Genomic DNA, 16580 nt, shown 5'->3' with positions numbered 1-16580 from the left:
CGGTCAGATCCCGCGGATGTTGGGCTGGCGCTGGTCGAAGAACAGGCCCGCCGGCGGCTCCTGGACCGGGAGCGGCGGGATCGGGTAGTCGGTGTGCTGGTTGTTCCGGCAGGCGGCGAACGGGCCGTCCGGGTCCAGCAGCGCCATCATGTGCGGGTCCGCGTGGTCACGCCACCAGACCGACATACCGGTCGCCGGGTCCAGCCGCAGGTGCTCCCAGGCACGCCAGATCGAGTCGAGCCGGCTGAGCGCCTCCGCATGCCGGTACCACTCGGGGCACCAGATGAACTGCTGCCCGAGCCGGCGGGTGTAGAGGTAGATCAACCGGTCCTCGACGAACGCCGCGACGTGCGGGTAGAAGAGCTCCTGTTCACCATCCACCGCGGTTGTCCCCTTCGTTCTGCTCCCAGACCGGCCGCTCAGGACCGCGCTGCGGCAGAGGTGCCTGCTGAGACGCCACCCAGGGGTTGTTGCTCACCGGGACGTTCGCTGCCGCTCCCGGATCGTACTTCGCCAGCGACGCCTTCACCGCACCGGCGTCCGGCCGGGTGAACCAGGGGACGGTCTTCACCAGCGTGGCCGGGATACCGGACGGGAACACGACCGCGCGGCCGGGCGGCATCGAGGCGAGGTCGGAGACCTCCATGATGTTGTGCCGCTGGACCTGCTGGCTGGTGCCGCGCTTTCCCTCGTTGTACGACACCGAACTCGAGCTGATGTCGTAGTCGCCGATCATCTTGCTCAGGTTCTCCAGGAAGGTCGCGTCCGCGGCGCCACCGCCGTACACCCGGATGTTGGCCGAACCCCACAGCTTCTGCATGCCGTGGTCGCCCCAGCACTCCTGGCCCTGCGCCCAGGACTGCAGGATCGTCATCAGCACGATGCCGCGGGACCCGAAGTGCGAGTACAGGTCGGGGAGGTTCTTCCACCGGCACACGTTCGCGGCCTCGTCGAGGACACCGACCAGCGGGCTGGGCATCCGGCCCATCGGGCAACCACGGGCATACTGCTCGGCGGCCTCCACGACGGCGACGGTCAGCGCGGTGACCAGCGGCCCCGCCGTACCGGCGCCTTCCTTGGACAGGCTGTAGAGCGTGCCGCCGTTGCGGACGAACTCGTGCGGGTTGAACTGCGGACGGTTGTCGTTCGGGCCGTTCGGGATGACCCAGCGGGTGACCTTGCGGTTCACCAGGAACTGGGCGCTCTGCTGGGCCGTGCCGTAGACACCCGCGCGCTGCTTGTCCGGCGCGTTGATGACACCGGACAGGGCGTCGGCGGACAGCTGCAGACCCGGGGTGTTGCGCAGGATCCGCTCGGGCTCGTCGTTCCGCTGGTCGGCCAGCCAGGTGTACACCTGGGTGATCGGCCGCTTGGCGACCGCGGCCGCGAGCAGCAGCCCCGCCAGCAGGTCGGTGCCGGCGGCGTCGAAGAACGCGTCGGTCTGGGCACCCTGCTGGCGCTGTGAGGCGACGAAGTGCTCGGCGAGCTCACGCGCCTTGGTCTCGTCGGTGATGTAGGTCAGCGGGTTCCACCACCAGTTCGGCGGCTCCTCGCAGACCTCCTGCGGGTCGAACACCCACAGCGGGCCCTTCTCCGAGCGCGGCCCGCGGGTGGCGTCGACGATGTCCCGCTTGTTGGAGGTGGCGACGACACAGCCAGGTGCGTCCAGGATCGCCGGCACCGCGCGCGACGTGGTCTTACCGGTTCGGGGACCCCAGATGTCGACGTGCATGTCTTCCCAGTTGCCGAACACCTCCAGGTTGTCCCGGACGGTCCGGCCGATCAGGATGCCCGGGCCGGCGTGCCCGGCGCCGAGCTGGTTGGCCTTCTCCTGCGCGCCTTCGCGGGTCAGCTTGTAGATCTCGGACCGCTTCGACATCAGCTGCGCCTGGCGGTCGACCCGGCCGATCGAACGCTCCCGGTTGCGGAACAGCATCCAGCCGCCGGCGGCCAGGCCGAGCAGCACCACGACCTCGACGACCAGGATGCCGGTGGCCGCGCCGGACCACTCCAGGTTGCCCTTCGACAGGTCGACGATCGCGTCGAACGGGTTCCCGGGCGTCCGTGAGCCGTTGATCGCGGACGCGACCTTCAGCGCGATCCACATCGAGAACACGACCAGCGCGACCACGCCGATGATCACGAAGATGAGGACGGCCTCGGGTGAGATGCCACCCGGACCGGTGCTCTTCCTGCCCTGCGCCATGACTCAGCTCCCCACGCGCGTGGTCGGGTCCGGCGGCGGCAGCAGCATCGGGTCGTCCAGGCTGTACTCGCCGACGACCTCCTGGGTGCCGTCCGCCGCGACCTCGACCTTCTGCGGCTTGCCGTCGTTGCCGGTCGTCCACAGCTTGTTGGTGTCGTTGATCTCGCGCTCGACGGAGGTGAGCCCGACGTGCACCGGGATCCCCGGCCGGCCACCGACCTTGATCAGGAAGTTGCCCCGGCCGGGCGGTGCCGCCTCCTTGCCGGTGGACGGGTCCCACGCGGGCGGGTCCTGCCAGCCGACGAGCATGTTCTGCTCCTCCATGGACATCGACACGACCTCGGTCAGGTTGTCCATCTCGGCCCGCGGCAGACCGCCGCAGATGACCATGCCGGACCGCTCGACGAAACCCTTCGCCTTCATCCGGTCCTCGGGGTTCGGCAGCGCGAGCAGGTCGGACATGGTGTGCGAGATCATCGCCATGCCGACACCGCGCTGCCGGTTCAGACGGGTCAGGGCGTCGACCCGGTCGACCAGGCCGCTGCCGGCCCGCAGCACCCGCCACAGCTCGTCGAGGATGACGAAGTAGTGCCGCCGCGGCTCCAGGCCGGCGTCGGCCAGCGCCTGCGACACCGCGACCGCGCCGAACCCGTACGACCAGCAGGCCAGCAGTACGGCGGCCTGCAGGCTGGTCTCGGAGTCGTCGACGTTGGACACGTCGAACACCACCGGGCGGTCCATCTGCATCGGGTTGTCGGTCGGCGCGGAGAAGATCTCGCCCAGCCGGCCACCGCCGACCAGACCGATCAGCGACGCCTCCAGGCCCTCGGTGATCTGCCGGTACCGGTCCAGGCTGCCGCGGTCCAGGGCGACGTTGCGGACCCGGTCCGGCGCGTCCTGGATCACCTGCAGCAGGTCCTTGAGCACCGGCGTGCCCTGGAACCGCTCGTCGAGGACCTTGAGGGCCTCGTCGAGGATGGTCTCCTCGCGGTCGTTGGGGTTCTGGTTCCGCATGATCGCGATCAGCGCCGAGACCATCGTCTGCCGGCGGCCGTGCGCGTCGGCCTGGATCGCCTCACGGGCCTTGCCGGTCAGCCGCAGCGCGGCCTCCCGGGACTCGCCCGGGTCGAGCACGTTCAGGTGTCCGCGGCCGCGGCCGAGCTGGATGACCTGGCCGCCGAGCGCCTCGATCAGGTCCTTGTAGTCGGGCTTGAGGTCGCCGAGCACCAGCGGCATCACGCCGTACCCGGCCATGCCGAGCGCCATCCGCCGGGTGATCGTCGACTTGCCCAGACCCGGCTTGCCGAGCACGAACATCGACGGGTTCGAGATCAGCTTGGCCCGCATGAACCAGCTGATCGGGTCGCAGCACATGGTCGCGCCGGACAGGATGTTCCGGCCGATCGGCACGCCGACCATCGGGCTGCCGGTCCCGGCCGAGAACGGCCACATGCCGCAGACCTGGACCGTCGTACCGCGCCATTCCTGCGGCGCCTGCAGGTACGTCGAGTAGCCCGCGCCCATCCCGGGCCAGCCACGGGGCATCGGCCGCCGGCCGCGGCGGCTCGGGTCGACCGGCTTCTTCTGCTTCTTGCTCACTGTGACCCCCCAGGTGTCACTGTGCGAAGACTCATCATAGGGATTCCCGCAGCCCCGCCGGAACCGCGAGGTGGTTCTGGACGACGATGCCCAGCGGCAGCGCGGCGACGAACGCCGAGTCCTGCGAGCCGTACACCGGCCGCAGCAGGACCCGCGCGGTGGCGCCGAGGTTGTCGATCGCGGCGATCATGTCCGGGATCTGCTCGGCCGTCATCACGGTGCCGGTGACGGCCATACCGAAGTTGACCAGGCCGGCGCCCCGCGCTTCTTCCTGTGCGGAACGATCGGCGGCCCGGGCCTCGGCCAGGTTCCGTGCGCTCGGCCGGGCGGAGGCGGTGGCGCGGAACGACGCGTTGCGCTTGTCCGCCTCCACCATCCGGGCCGCCGTACCGGCGTCGAGCGGGCGGTAGAGCATCGTCACGCGCTTGCGGTCGATGTCGGGGTGCGGCGCGACCAGCTGGGACAGCACCGACGAGAACACCTCACCGCGCGGGGCCTGCGACATCTGCCACGTCACGGACCAGGCGGAGTCGTGCCGGTACTTGTCCCAGAACGACTGGGTGGCGGCCGGGCCGACATCGGTCCACTGCAGCTCCGGCGGCATGCCCTGGGCGCGCGCCTCGTCGATCAGGGCGGCCGACGCCGGGTCGTACGCGATCCGGATCGCCTCGCACAGCTCCTGGGCGCTGACCGGCCGGGCGGCGCCCGCACCGGTCGCGTTCAGGCTCTGGGTCAGCGCGGGCAGCCGGGCCGCGAGCTCGCGGCCCATGTCGTCTTCCTTGCGGCGCTTGCCGCTGCGGTCGGTGCCCTTGAAGGTCAGCGCGACGCGGGCCGAGACCAGCGCCGAGCCCTCCGGGTACGTCTGGACGACCTCGGTGAGCATCGCCCGGGCGATCGCCGGGGTGCCGTCCACCATGTTGTTGCCGACCTCGCGGCGCAGCCGGATCCCGGTGTCGGGGGCGCTCTCCACCGTCACCGACGCGGCGACGATGCCCGGCTCGTGGCCGAGGGAGGCCAGCCACTGGCCCCAGTGCGCCACCCAGACGTCGACCTGCTCCTCGTCGACGAGGGAGGCGCCGTCGGGCTCGGCGTTGATGACGACGGTGAAGTGCCGGGTGCTCGGGTAGTAGAGCAGCGCGAACGGCCGTCCGTACGAGTCCTGGTACTCGCTCAACTGGGAAGCGGCGGCCAGCCCGGGGAGCTGGAACTTGCCCCAGGCGGTCCGGCCGAGCGGTCCGGAGCGGTAAATGTTGTGCTTAGCCATCTTTGCTCGTTGCCATCCAATGTGGGTCGAGAGCCGTTGCAGCGTGGAGTACCCGTGCTTGTCCTTCGTGACCAGCAGGCCGAGTGCCGCGCCCACGATCAGCAAGCTGATGAGGGCGGCCTTGATACCGCCCGCCATCGTGGCGATCACGACGAGCAGCAGGCCACCCATCATGATGCCGGTGCCGAGCATGCCCAGGCCGGCGATGCCGGCCGAGGCGGGCCGGCGCCAGTTGCCGTAGGTGCGAGGAGCGCGTCGTACGTTCTCAGCTGCTGCCACTTGGTCCGTCCGGTGGTGGTGGTTGGTAGTTGTCGCGGTCGTCGTCGCGATAGTCGCGCGGCGCACGGTCGCGCTCGCGGCTCAGGTCGCCGCCCCCGCCGCTGCCGCTGGGGCCGCCGCCGTCACCGCCGCCTCCGCCGCCCCCGCCCTGGGAGCCCTGGTCCATCTCGTCGTTGCCCATCGTCTCGGACGCGGCCATCTGGCCGACGGCCTTGGTCGCGTCGACGCCGGCCTTGACCGCGACCACCGCGACGGCGGCCGGCCCGGCAGCAGCCGCGGCTCCACCTCCGGCGGCCGCACCGCCCGCGGCCGCGCCTCCGCCGCCACCGGCTGCCGCGCCACCGGCCGCTCCACCACCGGCTCCACCAGCGGCACCTGCGGCACCGCCCTCACCGCCGGCCGCCGCGCCTTGAGCACCGCCGCCTCCGCCGCCACCGCCGCCACTCGGCGCCTGCTGCGACGCGCGGCCGACGTTCTGCGCACCGGACGGACCGTCGCCGCCGCCACCGCCGCCGTCGGATCCCTGCTCGGCGCCCTTGCTCACCATGTCGCCGACCTTGTCGGCCCCGACCATCTTGGCCGCGATCATGCCGGCACCGGCGCCACCTGCCGTGGCCCCGACCATCGGCACGATGAACCGCATCAGCGCCGGCATCGCGAACAGCGCGAGCACCAGCATCGTCAGACCGGTGACCACGTTCATCACCAGGCTGCCGATGTCGTCGGGGTTGCTGGCGTCGAAGTGCAGCGGGTCGCCGTTGTTCGAGACCAGCCGGATCGCCGTCGCGTAGACGATCGCGGCCACCGGTTTGTACAGGATGAAGGCGAGCAGCCAGGAAATTATTCGCTTGAACCAGGTCCGGCCCATCTCGGTGTTCGTCGCCGCGGCCGCGATCGGCAGGACGCCGAGCAGCAGCACCAGCATGGCGCTGCGGACGACCATCAGCACGATCTGGATCAGGCTGGCGATCACGCAGAGGATGCCGACCGCGATCATGATCCCGATCAGCAGCGGTGAGCCGGCGATCGCCACGACCGCGCCGAAGCCGAGGACCGCGCCCATCACCTCGCCGAAGTGTTGTGAGTCCCCGGAGGCTATGTTCTGGCAGCCGTCGACCCAGCCGGCGTTCTTGGAGTCCAGCGCGGTGCTGATGATGCAGCTGGAGAAGATGTCGCCGGCGGTGATCAGCGCCTGGGCGACAGCGATCGAGAACGCCGCGGCGACGGCGAGCGTGATCATCGAACGGAGCAGCTCGCGGGCCGACTCACCGCGCTGCGTCCAGGCCATCTGGATGGCGCCGACGATGAGCCCGATGGCGGCGATGAACAGGGCGATGAACTGCGTGTGCTGCCACACCCAGTCGACGGTGCCGTTGGCCGGCTTGCCTTGATCGTTTCCGACCGAGATCGTCGGAACGTAGACCCAGAACGTGGCGATCGTGCTCATCAGAGTTCCGACCGCCGAGCCGATGGCTTCGAGGATTGGCTTGAACACGAACTTCATCACCAGTTCCATGACAGGGGCGAAGACGACCTCGAGGGCTTTCTTCATGAGGTCGATCGCCCAGTCGATCACATCGAGCGGAATCACGTCAGGATGTCCTCGGTGAGACGAATCGAAGGATGGCCGGCAGTGCGACGACTGCCACGATCATCAGCGTCACGCCCATGATCACGTTGAGGATGTGGTTCGTGCCTTCCGATCCCATCAGGCTGAACGCGGTGGCATAGATGATCGCGGCCACCGGTTTATAGATGATGAACGAGGCCAGCCAGGCCAGGGCCCGCTTGAACCACATCATGCCCATCTCGGTGTTGGTCGCCGCCGCGGTCAGCGGCAGTACCCCGACCAGCAGCACGAGCATTCCGTACCGGACGATCATCAGCGCCAGCTGGATGATGGCGGTGATCACCATCAGGATGCCGACGAAGATGACCAGCAACCAGCCGAACGGCTCGTCCATCACGTCGAGCAGGTTCTTCGCGTAGTTGTGGTCGTCCTTCTTCAGCGCGGCGTTGATGATCCACGACGAGAACCCGTCCGCGGCCGAGATCAGCGTGCCGGCGAACACCGTGGCCGACCCGGTCACGACGACCAGGGTGACCAGCGACTTGAGGATGTCCCTGGCCGGCTCACCGCGGTGCGAGACCGCCATCTGGATCGCGCCGACGACGACCGCCAGCGAGGCGATGAACACCATGATGAAGTTGGTGTGCTGCTGGATCCACACGGCCGGGGTGTTCTCGGCGATGTTCGGGGTCGGGATGTAGACCCAGAGCAGGCCGACGGCCTTCATGACCGCCTCGACGGCGTGGATGACGACCCTGGCGATCGCCTCGAAGATGAAGTCGAAGAACTTGCCGAAGGCCCACTCCAGCGCGGTCTGCAGGCCCTCCTTGAAGCAGTCGTCCCAGTCCCAGGGCCAGCCCGAGCATCCGAGGATGATCATGCCGCACCACTGAACCTGACGTAGCCGCTCAGACTGGTCAGGATGTCCGGCTCGACCGAGCCGTTGAAGCTGCCGTCGGGCTGCAGCTCGACGTACCAGTCGCCGCGGTACCACCGCATCGTGATCGGCATCGCGCCGTACGCCTTGTTGTTGAGGTCGGCAACGATCTGGATGATGGTGCGGGTCGCGTTCGGCGGGTAGTCCAGGATCTTGAACCCGGCGAACTGCACGTCACCGGCCACCGTCGACGGCGTCTTGGCCGTCTGCCTGGCCTGTGCGATGGCCGCGTCCCGGCCCGGACCCGGGTACACCCGGTTGTGCAGTGCGGCGATGCTGACCTCCGGGTTCTGGATCTGGCCGAGCAGGACCATTGCCGCGAGCACCGCACCCGTCGGCGAATGCGCGAAGCAGGACCGCACACCGCTCGGGCTGGTGGCGGCGGGCCCGGAGGCGGCCTGGATGGGGATCAGCATCTTCCCCTCGAACTGCCACGAGACCGCGAGCGGCGCGGCGAGCCGCGGGATCGCCTGGTTCGGGTTCTTGGCGTGGCAGCCACCGGTGGTGCTGGTGGGCGGTGGTGGCGTGGTCCGGGTCGCGGTCGGTACCTCGGTCGGCGACGCGGGCGGCGGCTCGTTGGACTCTTCCTCGGTGGGCTGTCCGGTAGGAGCGACCGTGCTCGGCGACTGGCTCGGGTCGGCCGTCGGTGTGTCCGAACGGCCTCCCGCCAAGAACCAGACCACCAGGCAGATCAGCACTGCTCCGATGACGATCGCCGACGCGATGAAGCCACGCTCCTCGAGGAAGCTGGTCTTTTCGCCGTCGGAATCGTCACCGGAGTCCTGGTTCCTACTGAACAGTCCCACCTACGATCAGCCTCCGAGCCACTCTCCGCGCGCCCGGGTCACTTCAGGGCGTCGACGAGGGCGGTCGCCGCACCGATGACGATGCAGGCCGCGAGGACCCAGCCGAGCCGGGCGGCGTGCTCGCCACCCTCACCGCGACGCTGACCGATGGCCATCATGCCGCCGGCGATGATGATGCCGAGGGCACAGATCAGGTACGCGATCCACTTGACCCAGCCGAGGACCTTGTTCAGGCCGTCCGTGACCTCCGAAGGCGGCGGCTCGAGCGGCAGCGTGTTCGGGAGCTCGGTAACCAGGTGGAGCAACATCATTGTCTTGGTGCCTTTCAGTACGGGGCGGGATAGTCCGCTGGGTTTGACGCGCGAAGTGCGTAGATGGATTCAAGTACTTCGAAAACCTCGTCCGGCGTGTTGTCAGGCGTGGGAGCCTCCCCTCTGCGCCACTCCTCGATCCACGGGATGTCCCAGACCCTCGGAACACCTCCGCCGACGATGTCGGCGAAGTCGTCGAGCACCCGGGGCAACCGGCCGGGGGCGTCCGCGATCAGCACCAGGCCGAGCACCGCGACACCCTGGACGACACCCGAGGCCCACTCGATCGCGGCTCGCTGCGCGGCGCGCAGGCCGGACCCGTGGGTCCGGGCAACCAGGATCACCGGCGTCGGCACCGGCGGCGGCGGGATCGGCCAGCGATGGTTGGCCGCCCTGGTGCCGGGGAGCAGGACCGACATCGTGGTCTCGCCGGCGCCGCCGTGGACACCGACCCACCACAGCGTGTCGGCCGCCGGAATCGCGAACTTGGGCAGGCGCTGGTCCTCCGCGGGCGCCGGCACCCCGTGCTGGGGCGCGGACGGCCCCCGCGGGGTGATGTCCGGCTGAGAAGTCGGGCCCGGTGACGGCTGCTGCGGACCCGGAGACTGCTCTCGTGTCCACGGGTTCTGCGTCATGGCCCCTCCTCTCGCGGTGCGTCACAGGCTGTCGCCCACAGTATTCTCTCGCTTTCCGGGTGTACTTTCGTGACCCATCCACAGGCGAGGATGTTTCTACCCCCTTGTCGGGGTCAGTCGAGCCGCCGGGCTCGCGTGGTTTCTGCCTGCCCGGAATCCCTGGCATGCCTCGTGCGGGGGACATGCTAGAACGAGGACGACGTAACCGGTTGAGCGAGGGAGATCTGTGGCGGGAATGAGAGGTCATCGTGGCTGAGAAGATCCCGTCCTGGCCAAAGGTCACGATCCGGCTGTACGACGACCACAACGCCGAGGTGAAGATCGCCGGCCGTAGCCACCCGATCAACCACCACGATCCCCGGCAGGCCGCGGTCCAGCTCGTCAGCGAGCAGGCCGCCCAGCTCGGCCGCGCCGTGAAGGCGACCGCGGTCGAGGCCGACGGCGCCTCCTGGCCGCTGATCATCCACCCGGACGGCCAGGTGGAGGCGATCGAGACCGACCCCCGCAAGGGCAAGAAGCCGATCTGGCCGATCATCGTCGCGATGGCCGTCGCGGTCGTCCTGATCGCCGGTACGACGCTGTACATCACGGTCTTCAGCAAGCTCGGCGACGGCAAGCCGCAGGTGACCGAGTCACCCAAGCTGCCTGAGCTGCCCGCACCGCCCGTGCACGCCGACGAGTTCCCCCCGAGGACCCAGCCGCTCGGCTACTCGACGCACGCGAGCTGGACGGTCGACATCGCCAAGGACAGCACGCCGGCGATCAAGCCCGACGGCACCGAGGTCGCGATCCTGACCACCGACCAGAAGGTCGCCGTGTTCGACAGCAACGGCAAGGTGCTGTGGCAGGACAAGGTGCCGAAGGACGCCGAGAGCCCGGTCTATACCACTGTCGACGGCAAGCTGGTGCTGGCGCTCACCACACCGACCACCCTGTACTACTGGGCGGGCGGTGGCGCCGAGGCGAAGACGATCGAGCTGCCGGACAGCGCCAAGGTGCAGTTCTTCGGCAAGTCGCCGCTGGTCATGCTGTCCGACGAGTCCGGGGCGATGGTGATCTCGGGCGGCGTCCTCAAGACGGTTCCGGAGAAGCCGCGGAGCTCCACCATCCTGCTCGCCGAGGGCGACCGCACGCTGATGGCGCAGTACTACGGCCCGCTCTTCTGGGCGCAGCCGGACAAGGAGACGGTGCCGGTGAAGCTGCAGCCGCCGGGCGGTGCGGGCGCCATCATCCAGGTGGTCTCGGCCAGCCCCGACTACGTCCAGGCCCTGTGGGCCAACGCCAAGAACCCGGAAGAGGTCATCCCGTCGGTGCACTCGTCGGCGAGCGGCAAGATGGTCGCGAGCTGCGGGTCGATCCGCAAGGGCGACAACGACGGCTGGGACTGGGTGCCCGACCCGAACCGGAAGTTCGCCGCCTGGGGTGAGTGCCTCGTCAACCTCACGCTGACCAAGAACAACACCCGGATCCTGCCCGGCTTCCAGCCGCTGTCGGTCAGCGGATCGATGCTCTACGGCACGATCAGCAGCAAGCTGACCGCCGTCTCGCCGAACTGGAACACCTACGCGCAGAACGACGGCACCACGCGGCCGTGGGGTGTGGCCGGCAAGCGCGCCGTCCTCGTGTACAACTCCGTCCTCTACGCATTGGACCCGTCGAAATGAGCCGACCTACGCGTCGCGCGGCGCGGATCGCGACCGCACTGGTTGCCATCGGCATGTTGTTGGCGCCGGCCCGGGCGCTCGCCGACGGCGTCGAGCCGGAGCCGGTCGACTGGCCCACGGTCGAGGCGCCGAGCAGCGGTGGACAGCCGGTCGAGCCGCAGCCGGTGGAGTGGCCGGCCCCCGAGAAGCCCTGAGGCACCGCGTCCCCGGAAACGACGAAGGCCCGCGTCCCCCGAACGGGGAACGCGGGCCTTGGTGCGTCGGTGCCGGAATCAGCCGGCCGCGACCTCGAGGCGGACCGTGGCGGCCACCTCCGGGTGCAGCTGGACGGCGACCTGGTGCTTGCCGGTGGTCTTGATCGGCGACGCGATCGCGATCGCGCGCTTCTCGACCAGCGGGCCGCCGGCGGACTTGATCGCCGCGGCGATGTCGGCCGGGGTGACCGAGCCGAACAGGCGGCCGGTGTCGCCGGCCTTGACGGCCAGGGTGACGGAGAGCTGCTCGAGCTGGTTCTTGACCTCGCTCGCGTGCTCCTTGCCCTGGATCGCCCGGGCGTCACGCGCCCGCTTGATCGTCTGGATCTGCTTCTCGGCGCCGCGGGTCCAGCCGATGGCCAGGCCGCGCGGGACCAGGTAGTTACGGCCGTAGCCGTCCTTGACCTCGACGATGTCGCCGGGGGCTCCGAGGCCCTCGACCTCCTGAGACAGGATGAGCTTCATGGTCCGCGCCTCCCTCAGCGAGCGGTGCTCGTGTACGGCAGCAGGGCCACCTCACGAGCGTTCTTGATAGCGGTCGCGACATCGCGCTGGTGCTGCACGCAGTTCCCGGTCACCCGGCGGGCGCGGATCTTGCCGCGGTCCGAGATGAACTTGCGCAGCAGCGCGGTGTCCTTGTAATCGACGTACGTCGCCTTGTCCTTGCAGAAGCCGCAGACCTTCTTCTTCGGCTTCCGAATGATCTTGGCCATTGTGGTGCTCTCTTCCTATTTCCAGAGCCCGGCACGGGTGCCGGAATGGTCACTGACTGGATTGCGGGCCGATCAGAACGGGGGCTCCTCCATCGAGCCGCCGCCCTGGCTGGCCCAGGGGTCGTTCTGCGGGGCGGACTGGCCGCCACCGCCCTGCGGGGTCGCCCAGGGGTCGTTCTGCTGACCGCCACCTTGGCCGCCACCCTGGCCGCCGCCGTAGCCGCCGCCCTGGTTGCCGCCACCTTGGTAGCCGCCGCCACCCTGGTTGCCGCCGCCACCGAAACCGCCGCCGTCGGAGCGGGAGGTCTTGGAGATCTTCAGCGTCGCGTACCGCATGCTGGCGCCGATCTCCTCGACGTCACACTCGAAGACGGTCCGCTTGTTCCCGTCGCGGTCGTCGTAGCTGCGCGCCTTGAGGCGCCCGGTCACGACGACCCGGGAACCACGGGTCAGGGACTCGGCAACGTTCTCGGCCACCTGGCGCCACACCGCGCACGAGATGAAGAGGGTTTCCCCGTCCTTCCACTCGTTGGATTGCCGGTCCAGCGTCCGCGGGGTGCACGCGACGGTGAAATTGGCCACCGCGGCGCCCGAGGGTGTGAACCGCAGTTCCGGATCACCCGTCAGGTTGCCGATCAGGGTGATGGGTGGTTCGCCTGCCATTGCCGTTCCTCCTGCTATCGGGTGTGACTGCGTCTGCAGCTAGTGGTATCGGCCGGAGCCGACAGTTCCGATGACTGCTGACGACCCCAGGCTCAGTGCTGGTCCGGCCGGATGACCTTCGTGCGCAGGATCGACTCGTTCAGCGTGAGCTGACGGTCGAGCTCCTTCACAACCGCCGGCTCGGCGGTCAGGTCGACGACGGCATAGATGCCTTCGGACTTCTTCTTCACGTCATAGGCAAGCTTGCGACGACCCCAGATGTCGAGCTTCTCGACCGTGCCACCTTCCTTGCGGACGATGTTCAGGTACTGGTCGATGGACGGCTCCACGGTGCGCTCATCGAGCTCCGGGTCGAGGATCACCATGACTTCATAACGACGCATGCGCGAACTCCACCTCCTTCGGACTTGGCGGCCACGGTCTCTCCGTGGCAGGAGGGCGATGCGGTCTGCTCCGCGACGGCACTTGCCGCCGTCGCCAAGCAACGAGCCCGGTCGATGGACCGGGCCACATCCAAAAGAGTACCAGCGTTCGGACGGCCACTTGACCATATCCACAGGCCTGTTGCGACGACTCTCCGTCACCGCGGCGTGACGCGCACAGCAGTACTCCGCAGCACGAACAACAGCAACGGTACGGCGAGAACGGCCGAGATCGCCGTCAGCAGCGGGTATCCGCCGAGCGTGTAGAGCCACGGCGAACTCGCGGCGGCCAGCGCCGAGATCGCCCAGATCGACGACTCGACCTTGCTCTCGAACGGTGTGCCGAGCAGCCGGGCGCTGCCGCCCAGGTAGCAGAGATTCCACGCGTAGCCGAGCAGGAAGAGCGCCGGAGTGAAGGCCGGTCCGGACTGAGTGGTCAGGACGGCGGCCACGATCAGCAGGAGCAGGCCGGTGAGCATCACCGGTCGCGGTCCGGTCCGGTCGATCCACCAGCCGGTCAGCGGCGACAGGGCGAACATGCCGAGCGTGTGCGCGGACAGCATCACGCCGAGAAGCCCGAGACCGTCGCCGTGCTGGTGTGTGTGCACAGGAACCGCCGACATGAGCGCGACCATCACCAGGTGCCCGGCCACCATCACACCGGCGGCCAGCAGCACCGACGTACGCCGGGATGCCGCGGTCTGCTCGTGCTGCGCACGGGCCGGCTGCTCGGCGACGTGGACGGTCCGGATGTACGTCGACGCGACCAGTGCACCGAACACCGCCGCGACAGCGAGCAGGAAGGGACCCGCGACGGCGGGCAGCCCCAGCCAGGAAGCGAAGGACTGGGACGGCGCCAGCAGGAACGGCCCGCCCGCGGCGCCCGCGGTGCTGGCCCACACGACGGCGCTCATCGCCGACGCCCGGCGCGCTTCGGGTACTGCCTCGCCGGCGGCGTACCTGGACAGCAGGCTCGCGGCGTTCCCGGCGCCGAGCAGGAACATGCCGAGGAACAGCAGCCCGACCGGTGCGCCGACCGCGGCAAGGACGGTCAAGGCCGCACCGGCAACGCCGACGCCGTACCCGAGGCGGAGTGCGTACGCGCGGCCGAGGCGGGTCGTCCACCGGCCGACCGCGATCGCGCCGGCAGCGGTGCCGAGGACGCCTGCCGTGTTCGGGACACCGGCCAGGCTGGGCCCGAGCTCGTCGGCGGTCAGGATGGTGCTGACCGCGCTCGCGGCGATCATCGCCGCGTTCATCAGGGCGGCGGCGAGGACGACGGGAAGCAGCATGGCCACCACGGTAGGAAGGTGCGCGCTCCGCCTGAATGCACGACGTAAGGCGTTCGGCCTTGTGGACGATCGACATCGAAGGTGTTCTGGGAGTATGACCTTTCAGGAGCGCGAACTGGACTCCACGGACTGGCAGATCCTGGCGGCGCTGCAGTCCGACGGGCGGCTGTCGTTCAACCAGCTCGGCAAGCGGGTCAATCTCTCGCCGCCCGCGGTCGCCGACCGGGTCCGGCGGCTGGAGGAGGCCGGGGTGATCACCGGCTACCGGGCCGAGGTGAACCCGGCCAGGGCGGGGCAGCCGCTGTCCGCGTTCGTCCAGATGCGGTGCACGACGGGCCGCTGCCTGCTCAAGACGACCCGCGCCGAGGACTTCCCCGAGGTCCTCGAGATCCACAAGCTGAGCGGCAGCTCGTGCTCGATGCTGCGCGTCCGCGTGACCTCGATGCACCACCTCGAAGGGCTCTTCGAACGGCTCGGCGAGCACGGCGAGATGAACACCCACATCGTGCTGTCCACCGAGTTCGAGGGCCGCCCGGTCCAGCCGCCCGCGGCCGCGCAGCGCACGGTGACCCGCTCGACCGGATGGGGTCCGGGAGATCGGGGCGGTGGGGTGGGGGAGGTATCCAGAACTGTCGGCGGACGGTTCTAGGGTGGTGGGTATGACTGTGAAGCTCGGTGCGCACGTGGACCAGGAAGACCCGCTGGCCGAGGCGGCCGACCGGGGCGCCGACCTGGTGCAGTTCTTCCTGGGGAACCCGCAGGACTACAAGGCGCCCAAGCTCGCGTACGCCGACGGCGAGGAGGCGCTGAAGGAGCGCGCCGCCGCCGCGGGCGTCGACCTCTACGTGCACGCGCCCTACCGGCTGAACGTCGCGAACACGAACAACCGGATCCGGATCCCGAGCCGGAAGCTGCTGCAGCAGACACTGGACAAGGCGGCCGAGATCGACGTCAAGGGCGTGATCGTGCACGGCGGGCACGTCGGCGACGAGGACGACCCGGAGGCCGGGTTCGACAACTGGCGCAAGTGCATCGAGCGCGCCGAGCTGCCGGTGCCGCTGCTGATCGAGAACACGGCCGGCGGCGAGAACGCGATGGCCCGGCAGCTGGACCGGATCGCCCGGCTGTGGGACGCGGTGCAGGCGTCCGGCAACGACCGCCTGGAGAACGTCGGCTTCTGCCTGGACACCTGCCACTTCCACGCGGCCGGCGAGGAGCTGCCGACGATCGTCGAGAAGGTGCTGGCGATCACCGGCCGGATCGACCTCGTGCACGCCAACGGGTCCCGCGACGAGTTCGGCTCCGGCGCGGACCGGCACAGCAACTTCGAGGACGGGCACATCGACCCGGCCGACATCGTCGCGGTCGTCCAGGCCGCCGGCGCCCCGGTCGTCGTCGAGACGCCGAACGCGGACAACGGCCAGAAGGCCGACCTCGACTACCTGCGGGCGCACCTCACGGCGTAGGGGCCTCGGTCTTGTCGAGGCCGTAGAGCCAGTAGGTCACGGCCCACGGCAGCAGTACTGCGAGTGCCGGCGTGTTGTCGGTCGGCACGAGTACGCCGCAGATCACGACGATCGCCATGACCACGGTGCTGCCCTTGAACACGTCGATGGGACCACGCAGGCGGGTCCGCAGCGTGATGCGCTTGCGGGCACAGGCGAAGTACGTCGCGGCCAGCGCGAGCAGGCCGAGCATCGCCACCACCGCACCGAGCCAGGCGAACACGCTGTAGTGGCTGTCGGACCGGGCGACACCCACGACCAGGAACACGCCGACCAGCACGGTCAGCCAGGCGCTCGACCACATCAGCCGCTCGATCGTCCGCTCGGCCTTCTCCGGATCCGGCTCCGGTTCGGCCTCGACCCCGTCGTCCCCACTGTCCTCGGCAGCCTCGGCTTCCACTGCGGCTTCGGCGGCCGCGGTGGGCTCGGGCTCGGGGTCTGACTGCGCCATGGCAGCGAC

Annotated in this window: 19 protein-coding genes; 4 read left to right on the top strand and 15 right to left on the bottom strand. The window is 69.3% G+C overall.

Annotation, left to right across the window (positions count from 1 at the left end; translation table 11 throughout):
• Nucleotides 1-3: 3 nt before the first annotated feature.
• The 9 genes from ABZW60_RS11750 to ABZW60_RS11710 are packed head-to-tail and all read right to left on the bottom strand — an operon-like array spanning nt 4 to nt 9607.
• A complete protein-coding gene (locus ABZW60_RS11750) occupies nt 4-381 on the bottom strand; it encodes a DUF4913 domain-containing protein (protein ID WP_355475804.1) in 378 nt (125 codons plus the stop codon).
• The gene (locus ABZW60_RS11745; protein WP_355475803.1) at nt 371-2206 is read right to left on the bottom strand and encodes a TraM recognition domain-containing protein; all 1836 of its coding nucleotides are present in this window, start codon (nt 2204-2206) and stop codon (nt 371-373) included. Before ABZW60_RS11745 ends, ABZW60_RS11750 begins: the two co-directional genes overlap by 11 nt.
• Before the next feature lie 3 nt (nt 2207-2209).
• Entirely contained in the window at nt 2210-3805 is a 1596-nt protein-coding gene (locus ABZW60_RS11740; RefSeq protein WP_355475801.1) for an ATP/GTP-binding protein, read from the bottom strand.
• Between the two features lie 34 nt (nt 3806-3839).
• Nucleotides 3840-5348, bottom strand: a complete 1509-nt coding sequence (locus ABZW60_RS11735) for an SCO6880 family protein (RefSeq protein WP_355475799.1) — start codon at nt 5346-5348, stop codon at nt 3840-3842.
• Nucleotides 5335-6939 (bottom strand): hypothetical protein, encoded by a 1605-nt coding sequence (locus ABZW60_RS11730; RefSeq protein ID WP_355475797.1) that lies wholly within the window; start codon nt 6937-6939, stop codon nt 5335-5337. The genes ABZW60_RS11735 and ABZW60_RS11730 overlap by 14 nt, the downstream gene beginning before the upstream one ends.
• A gap of 1 nt (nt 6940) precedes the next feature.
• Nucleotides 6941-7798, bottom strand: coding sequence for a hypothetical protein (locus ABZW60_RS11725; protein WP_355475796.1), 858 nt, complete (start codon nt 7796-7798; stop codon nt 6941-6943).
• Nucleotides 7795-8661: a hypothetical protein gene (locus ABZW60_RS11720; RefSeq protein WP_355475794.1), complete on the bottom strand. Its 867-nt coding sequence runs from the start codon at nt 8659-8661 to the stop codon at nt 7795-7797. The genes ABZW60_RS11725 and ABZW60_RS11720 overlap by 4 nt, the downstream gene beginning before the upstream one ends.
• Before the next feature lie 38 nt (nt 8662-8699).
• Entirely contained in the window at nt 8700-8972 is a 273-nt protein-coding gene (locus ABZW60_RS11715; RefSeq protein ID WP_355475793.1) for a TrbC/VirB2 family protein, read from the bottom strand.
• 14 nt (nt 8973-8986) lie between these two features.
• Nucleotides 8987-9607, bottom strand: coding sequence for a DUF6668 family protein (locus ABZW60_RS11710; RefSeq protein ID WP_355475792.1), 621 nt, complete (start codon nt 9605-9607; stop codon nt 8987-8989).
• 248 nt (nt 9608-9855) lie between these two features.
• Between ABZW60_RS11710 and ABZW60_RS11705 the strand changes: the two genes are divergently transcribed.
• On the top strand, nt 9856-11271 hold the full coding sequence (locus tag ABZW60_RS11705) for a hypothetical protein (RefSeq protein WP_355475791.1): 1416 nt from the start codon (nt 9856-9858) through the stop codon (nt 11269-11271).
• A complete protein-coding gene (locus tag ABZW60_RS11700) occupies nt 11268-11465 on the top strand; it encodes a hypothetical protein (protein WP_355475789.1) in 198 nt (65 codons plus the stop codon). Before ABZW60_RS11705 ends, ABZW60_RS11700 begins: the two co-directional genes overlap by 4 nt.
• Nucleotides 11466-11543: 78 nt before the next feature.
• On the opposite strand, the gene rplI is transcribed toward ABZW60_RS11700, so the two are convergent.
• From rplI to ABZW60_RS11675, 5 genes are all read right to left on the bottom strand, one after another.
• Entirely contained in the window at nt 11544-11990 is a 447-nt protein-coding gene (gene rplI, locus ABZW60_RS11695) for a 50S ribosomal protein L9 (protein ID WP_355475787.1), read from the bottom strand.
• Between the two features lie 14 nt (nt 11991-12004).
• On the bottom strand, nt 12005-12238 hold the full coding sequence (gene rpsR, locus ABZW60_RS11690; protein ID WP_012924539.1) for a 30S ribosomal protein S18: 234 nt from the start codon (nt 12236-12238) through the stop codon (nt 12005-12007).
• A 72-nt stretch (nt 12239-12310) separates the two neighbouring features.
• Complete coding sequence (locus tag ABZW60_RS11685) at nt 12311-12901, bottom strand: single-stranded DNA-binding protein (protein WP_355475785.1); 591 nt, start codon at nt 12899-12901, stop codon at nt 12311-12313.
• Nucleotides 12902-12993: 92 nt separating this feature from the next.
• Nucleotides 12994-13284 carry a 30S ribosomal protein S6 gene (rpsF, locus tag ABZW60_RS11680; RefSeq protein ID WP_130386399.1) on the bottom strand — a complete coding sequence of 97 codons (291 nt, stop codon included), beginning with the start codon at nt 13282-13284 and terminating at the stop codon, nt 12994-12996.
• A 197-nt stretch (nt 13285-13481) separates the two neighbouring features.
• Complete coding sequence (locus tag ABZW60_RS11675; protein WP_355475783.1) at nt 13482-14615, bottom strand: MFS transporter; 1134 nt, start codon at nt 14613-14615, stop codon at nt 13482-13484.
• Nucleotides 14616-14709: 94 nt separating this feature from the next.
• Between ABZW60_RS11675 and ABZW60_RS11670 the strand changes: the two genes are divergently transcribed.
• Both ABZW60_RS11670 and ABZW60_RS11665 read left to right on the top strand, forming a co-directional pair.
• Nucleotides 14710-15264: an Lrp/AsnC family transcriptional regulator gene (locus ABZW60_RS11670; RefSeq protein ID WP_355475782.1), complete on the top strand. Its 555-nt coding sequence runs from the start codon at nt 14710-14712 to the stop codon at nt 15262-15264.
• Between the two features lie 10 nt (nt 15265-15274).
• Entirely contained in the window at nt 15275-16081 is an 807-nt protein-coding gene (locus ABZW60_RS11665; protein WP_355475780.1) for a deoxyribonuclease IV, read from the top strand.
• Here the strand turns inward: ABZW60_RS11665 and ABZW60_RS11660 are convergent.
• Nucleotides 16071-16571: a hypothetical protein gene (locus ABZW60_RS11660; RefSeq protein ID WP_355475778.1), complete on the bottom strand. Its 501-nt coding sequence runs from the start codon at nt 16569-16571 to the stop codon at nt 16071-16073. The genes ABZW60_RS11665 and ABZW60_RS11660 overlap by 11 nt on opposite strands.
• Between the last annotated feature and the right edge of the window lie 9 nt (nt 16572-16580).

This window comes from Kribbella sp. NPDC003557 (assembly GCF_040610805.1).
GTDB lineage: Bacteria > Actinomycetota > Actinomycetes > Propionibacteriales > Kribbellaceae > Kribbella.
The sequence above is the reverse complement of the archived record's forward strand: the minus strand, read 5'-3'. Positions and strand labels throughout refer to the sequence as shown.

Coding starts and splice junctions, on each gene's coding strand:
- ABZW60_RS11745 (WP_355475803.1), bottom strand. CDS start 2,206: ATGGCGCAGGGCAGGAAGAGCACCGGTCCGGGTGGCATCTCACCCGAG.
- ABZW60_RS11725 (WP_355475796.1), bottom strand. CDS start 7,798: ATGATCATCCTCGGATGCTCGGGCTGGCCCTGGGACTGGGACGACTGC.
- ABZW60_RS11715 (WP_355475793.1), bottom strand. CDS start 8,972: ATGATGTTGCTCCACCTGGTTACCGAGCTCCCGAACACGCTGCCGCTC.
- ABZW60_RS11710 (WP_355475792.1), bottom strand. CDS start 9,607: ATGACGCAGAACCCGTGGACACGAGAGCAGTCTCCGGGTCCGCAGCAG.
- ABZW60_RS11700 (WP_355475789.1), top strand. CDS start 11,268: ATGAGCCGACCTACGCGTCGCGCGGCGCGGATCGCGACCGCACTGGTT.
- rplI (WP_355475787.1), bottom strand. CDS start 11,990: ATGAAGCTCATCCTGTCTCAGGAGGTCGAGGGCCTCGGAGCCCCCGGC.
- rpsR (WP_012924539.1), bottom strand. CDS start 12,238: ATGGCCAAGATCATTCGGAAGCCGAAGAAGAAGGTCTGCGGCTTCTGC.
- ABZW60_RS11685 (WP_355475785.1), bottom strand. CDS start 12,901: ATGGCAGGCGAACCACCCATCACCCTGATCGGCAACCTGACGGGTGAT.
- rpsF (WP_130386399.1), bottom strand. CDS start 13,284: ATGCGTCGTTATGAAGTCATGGTGATCCTCGACCCGGAGCTCGATGAG.
- ABZW60_RS11675 (WP_355475783.1), bottom strand. CDS start 14,615: ATGCTGCTTCCCGTCGTCCTCGCCGCCGCCCTGATGAACGCGGCGATG.
- ABZW60_RS11670 (WP_355475782.1), top strand. CDS start 14,710: ATGACCTTTCAGGAGCGCGAACTGGACTCCACGGACTGGCAGATCCTG.
- ABZW60_RS11665 (WP_355475780.1), top strand. CDS start 15,275: ATGACTGTGAAGCTCGGTGCGCACGTGGACCAGGAAGACCCGCTGGCC.
- ABZW60_RS11660 (WP_355475778.1), bottom strand. CDS start 16,571: ATGGCGCAGTCAGACCCCGAGCCCGAGCCCACCGCGGCCGCCGAAGCC.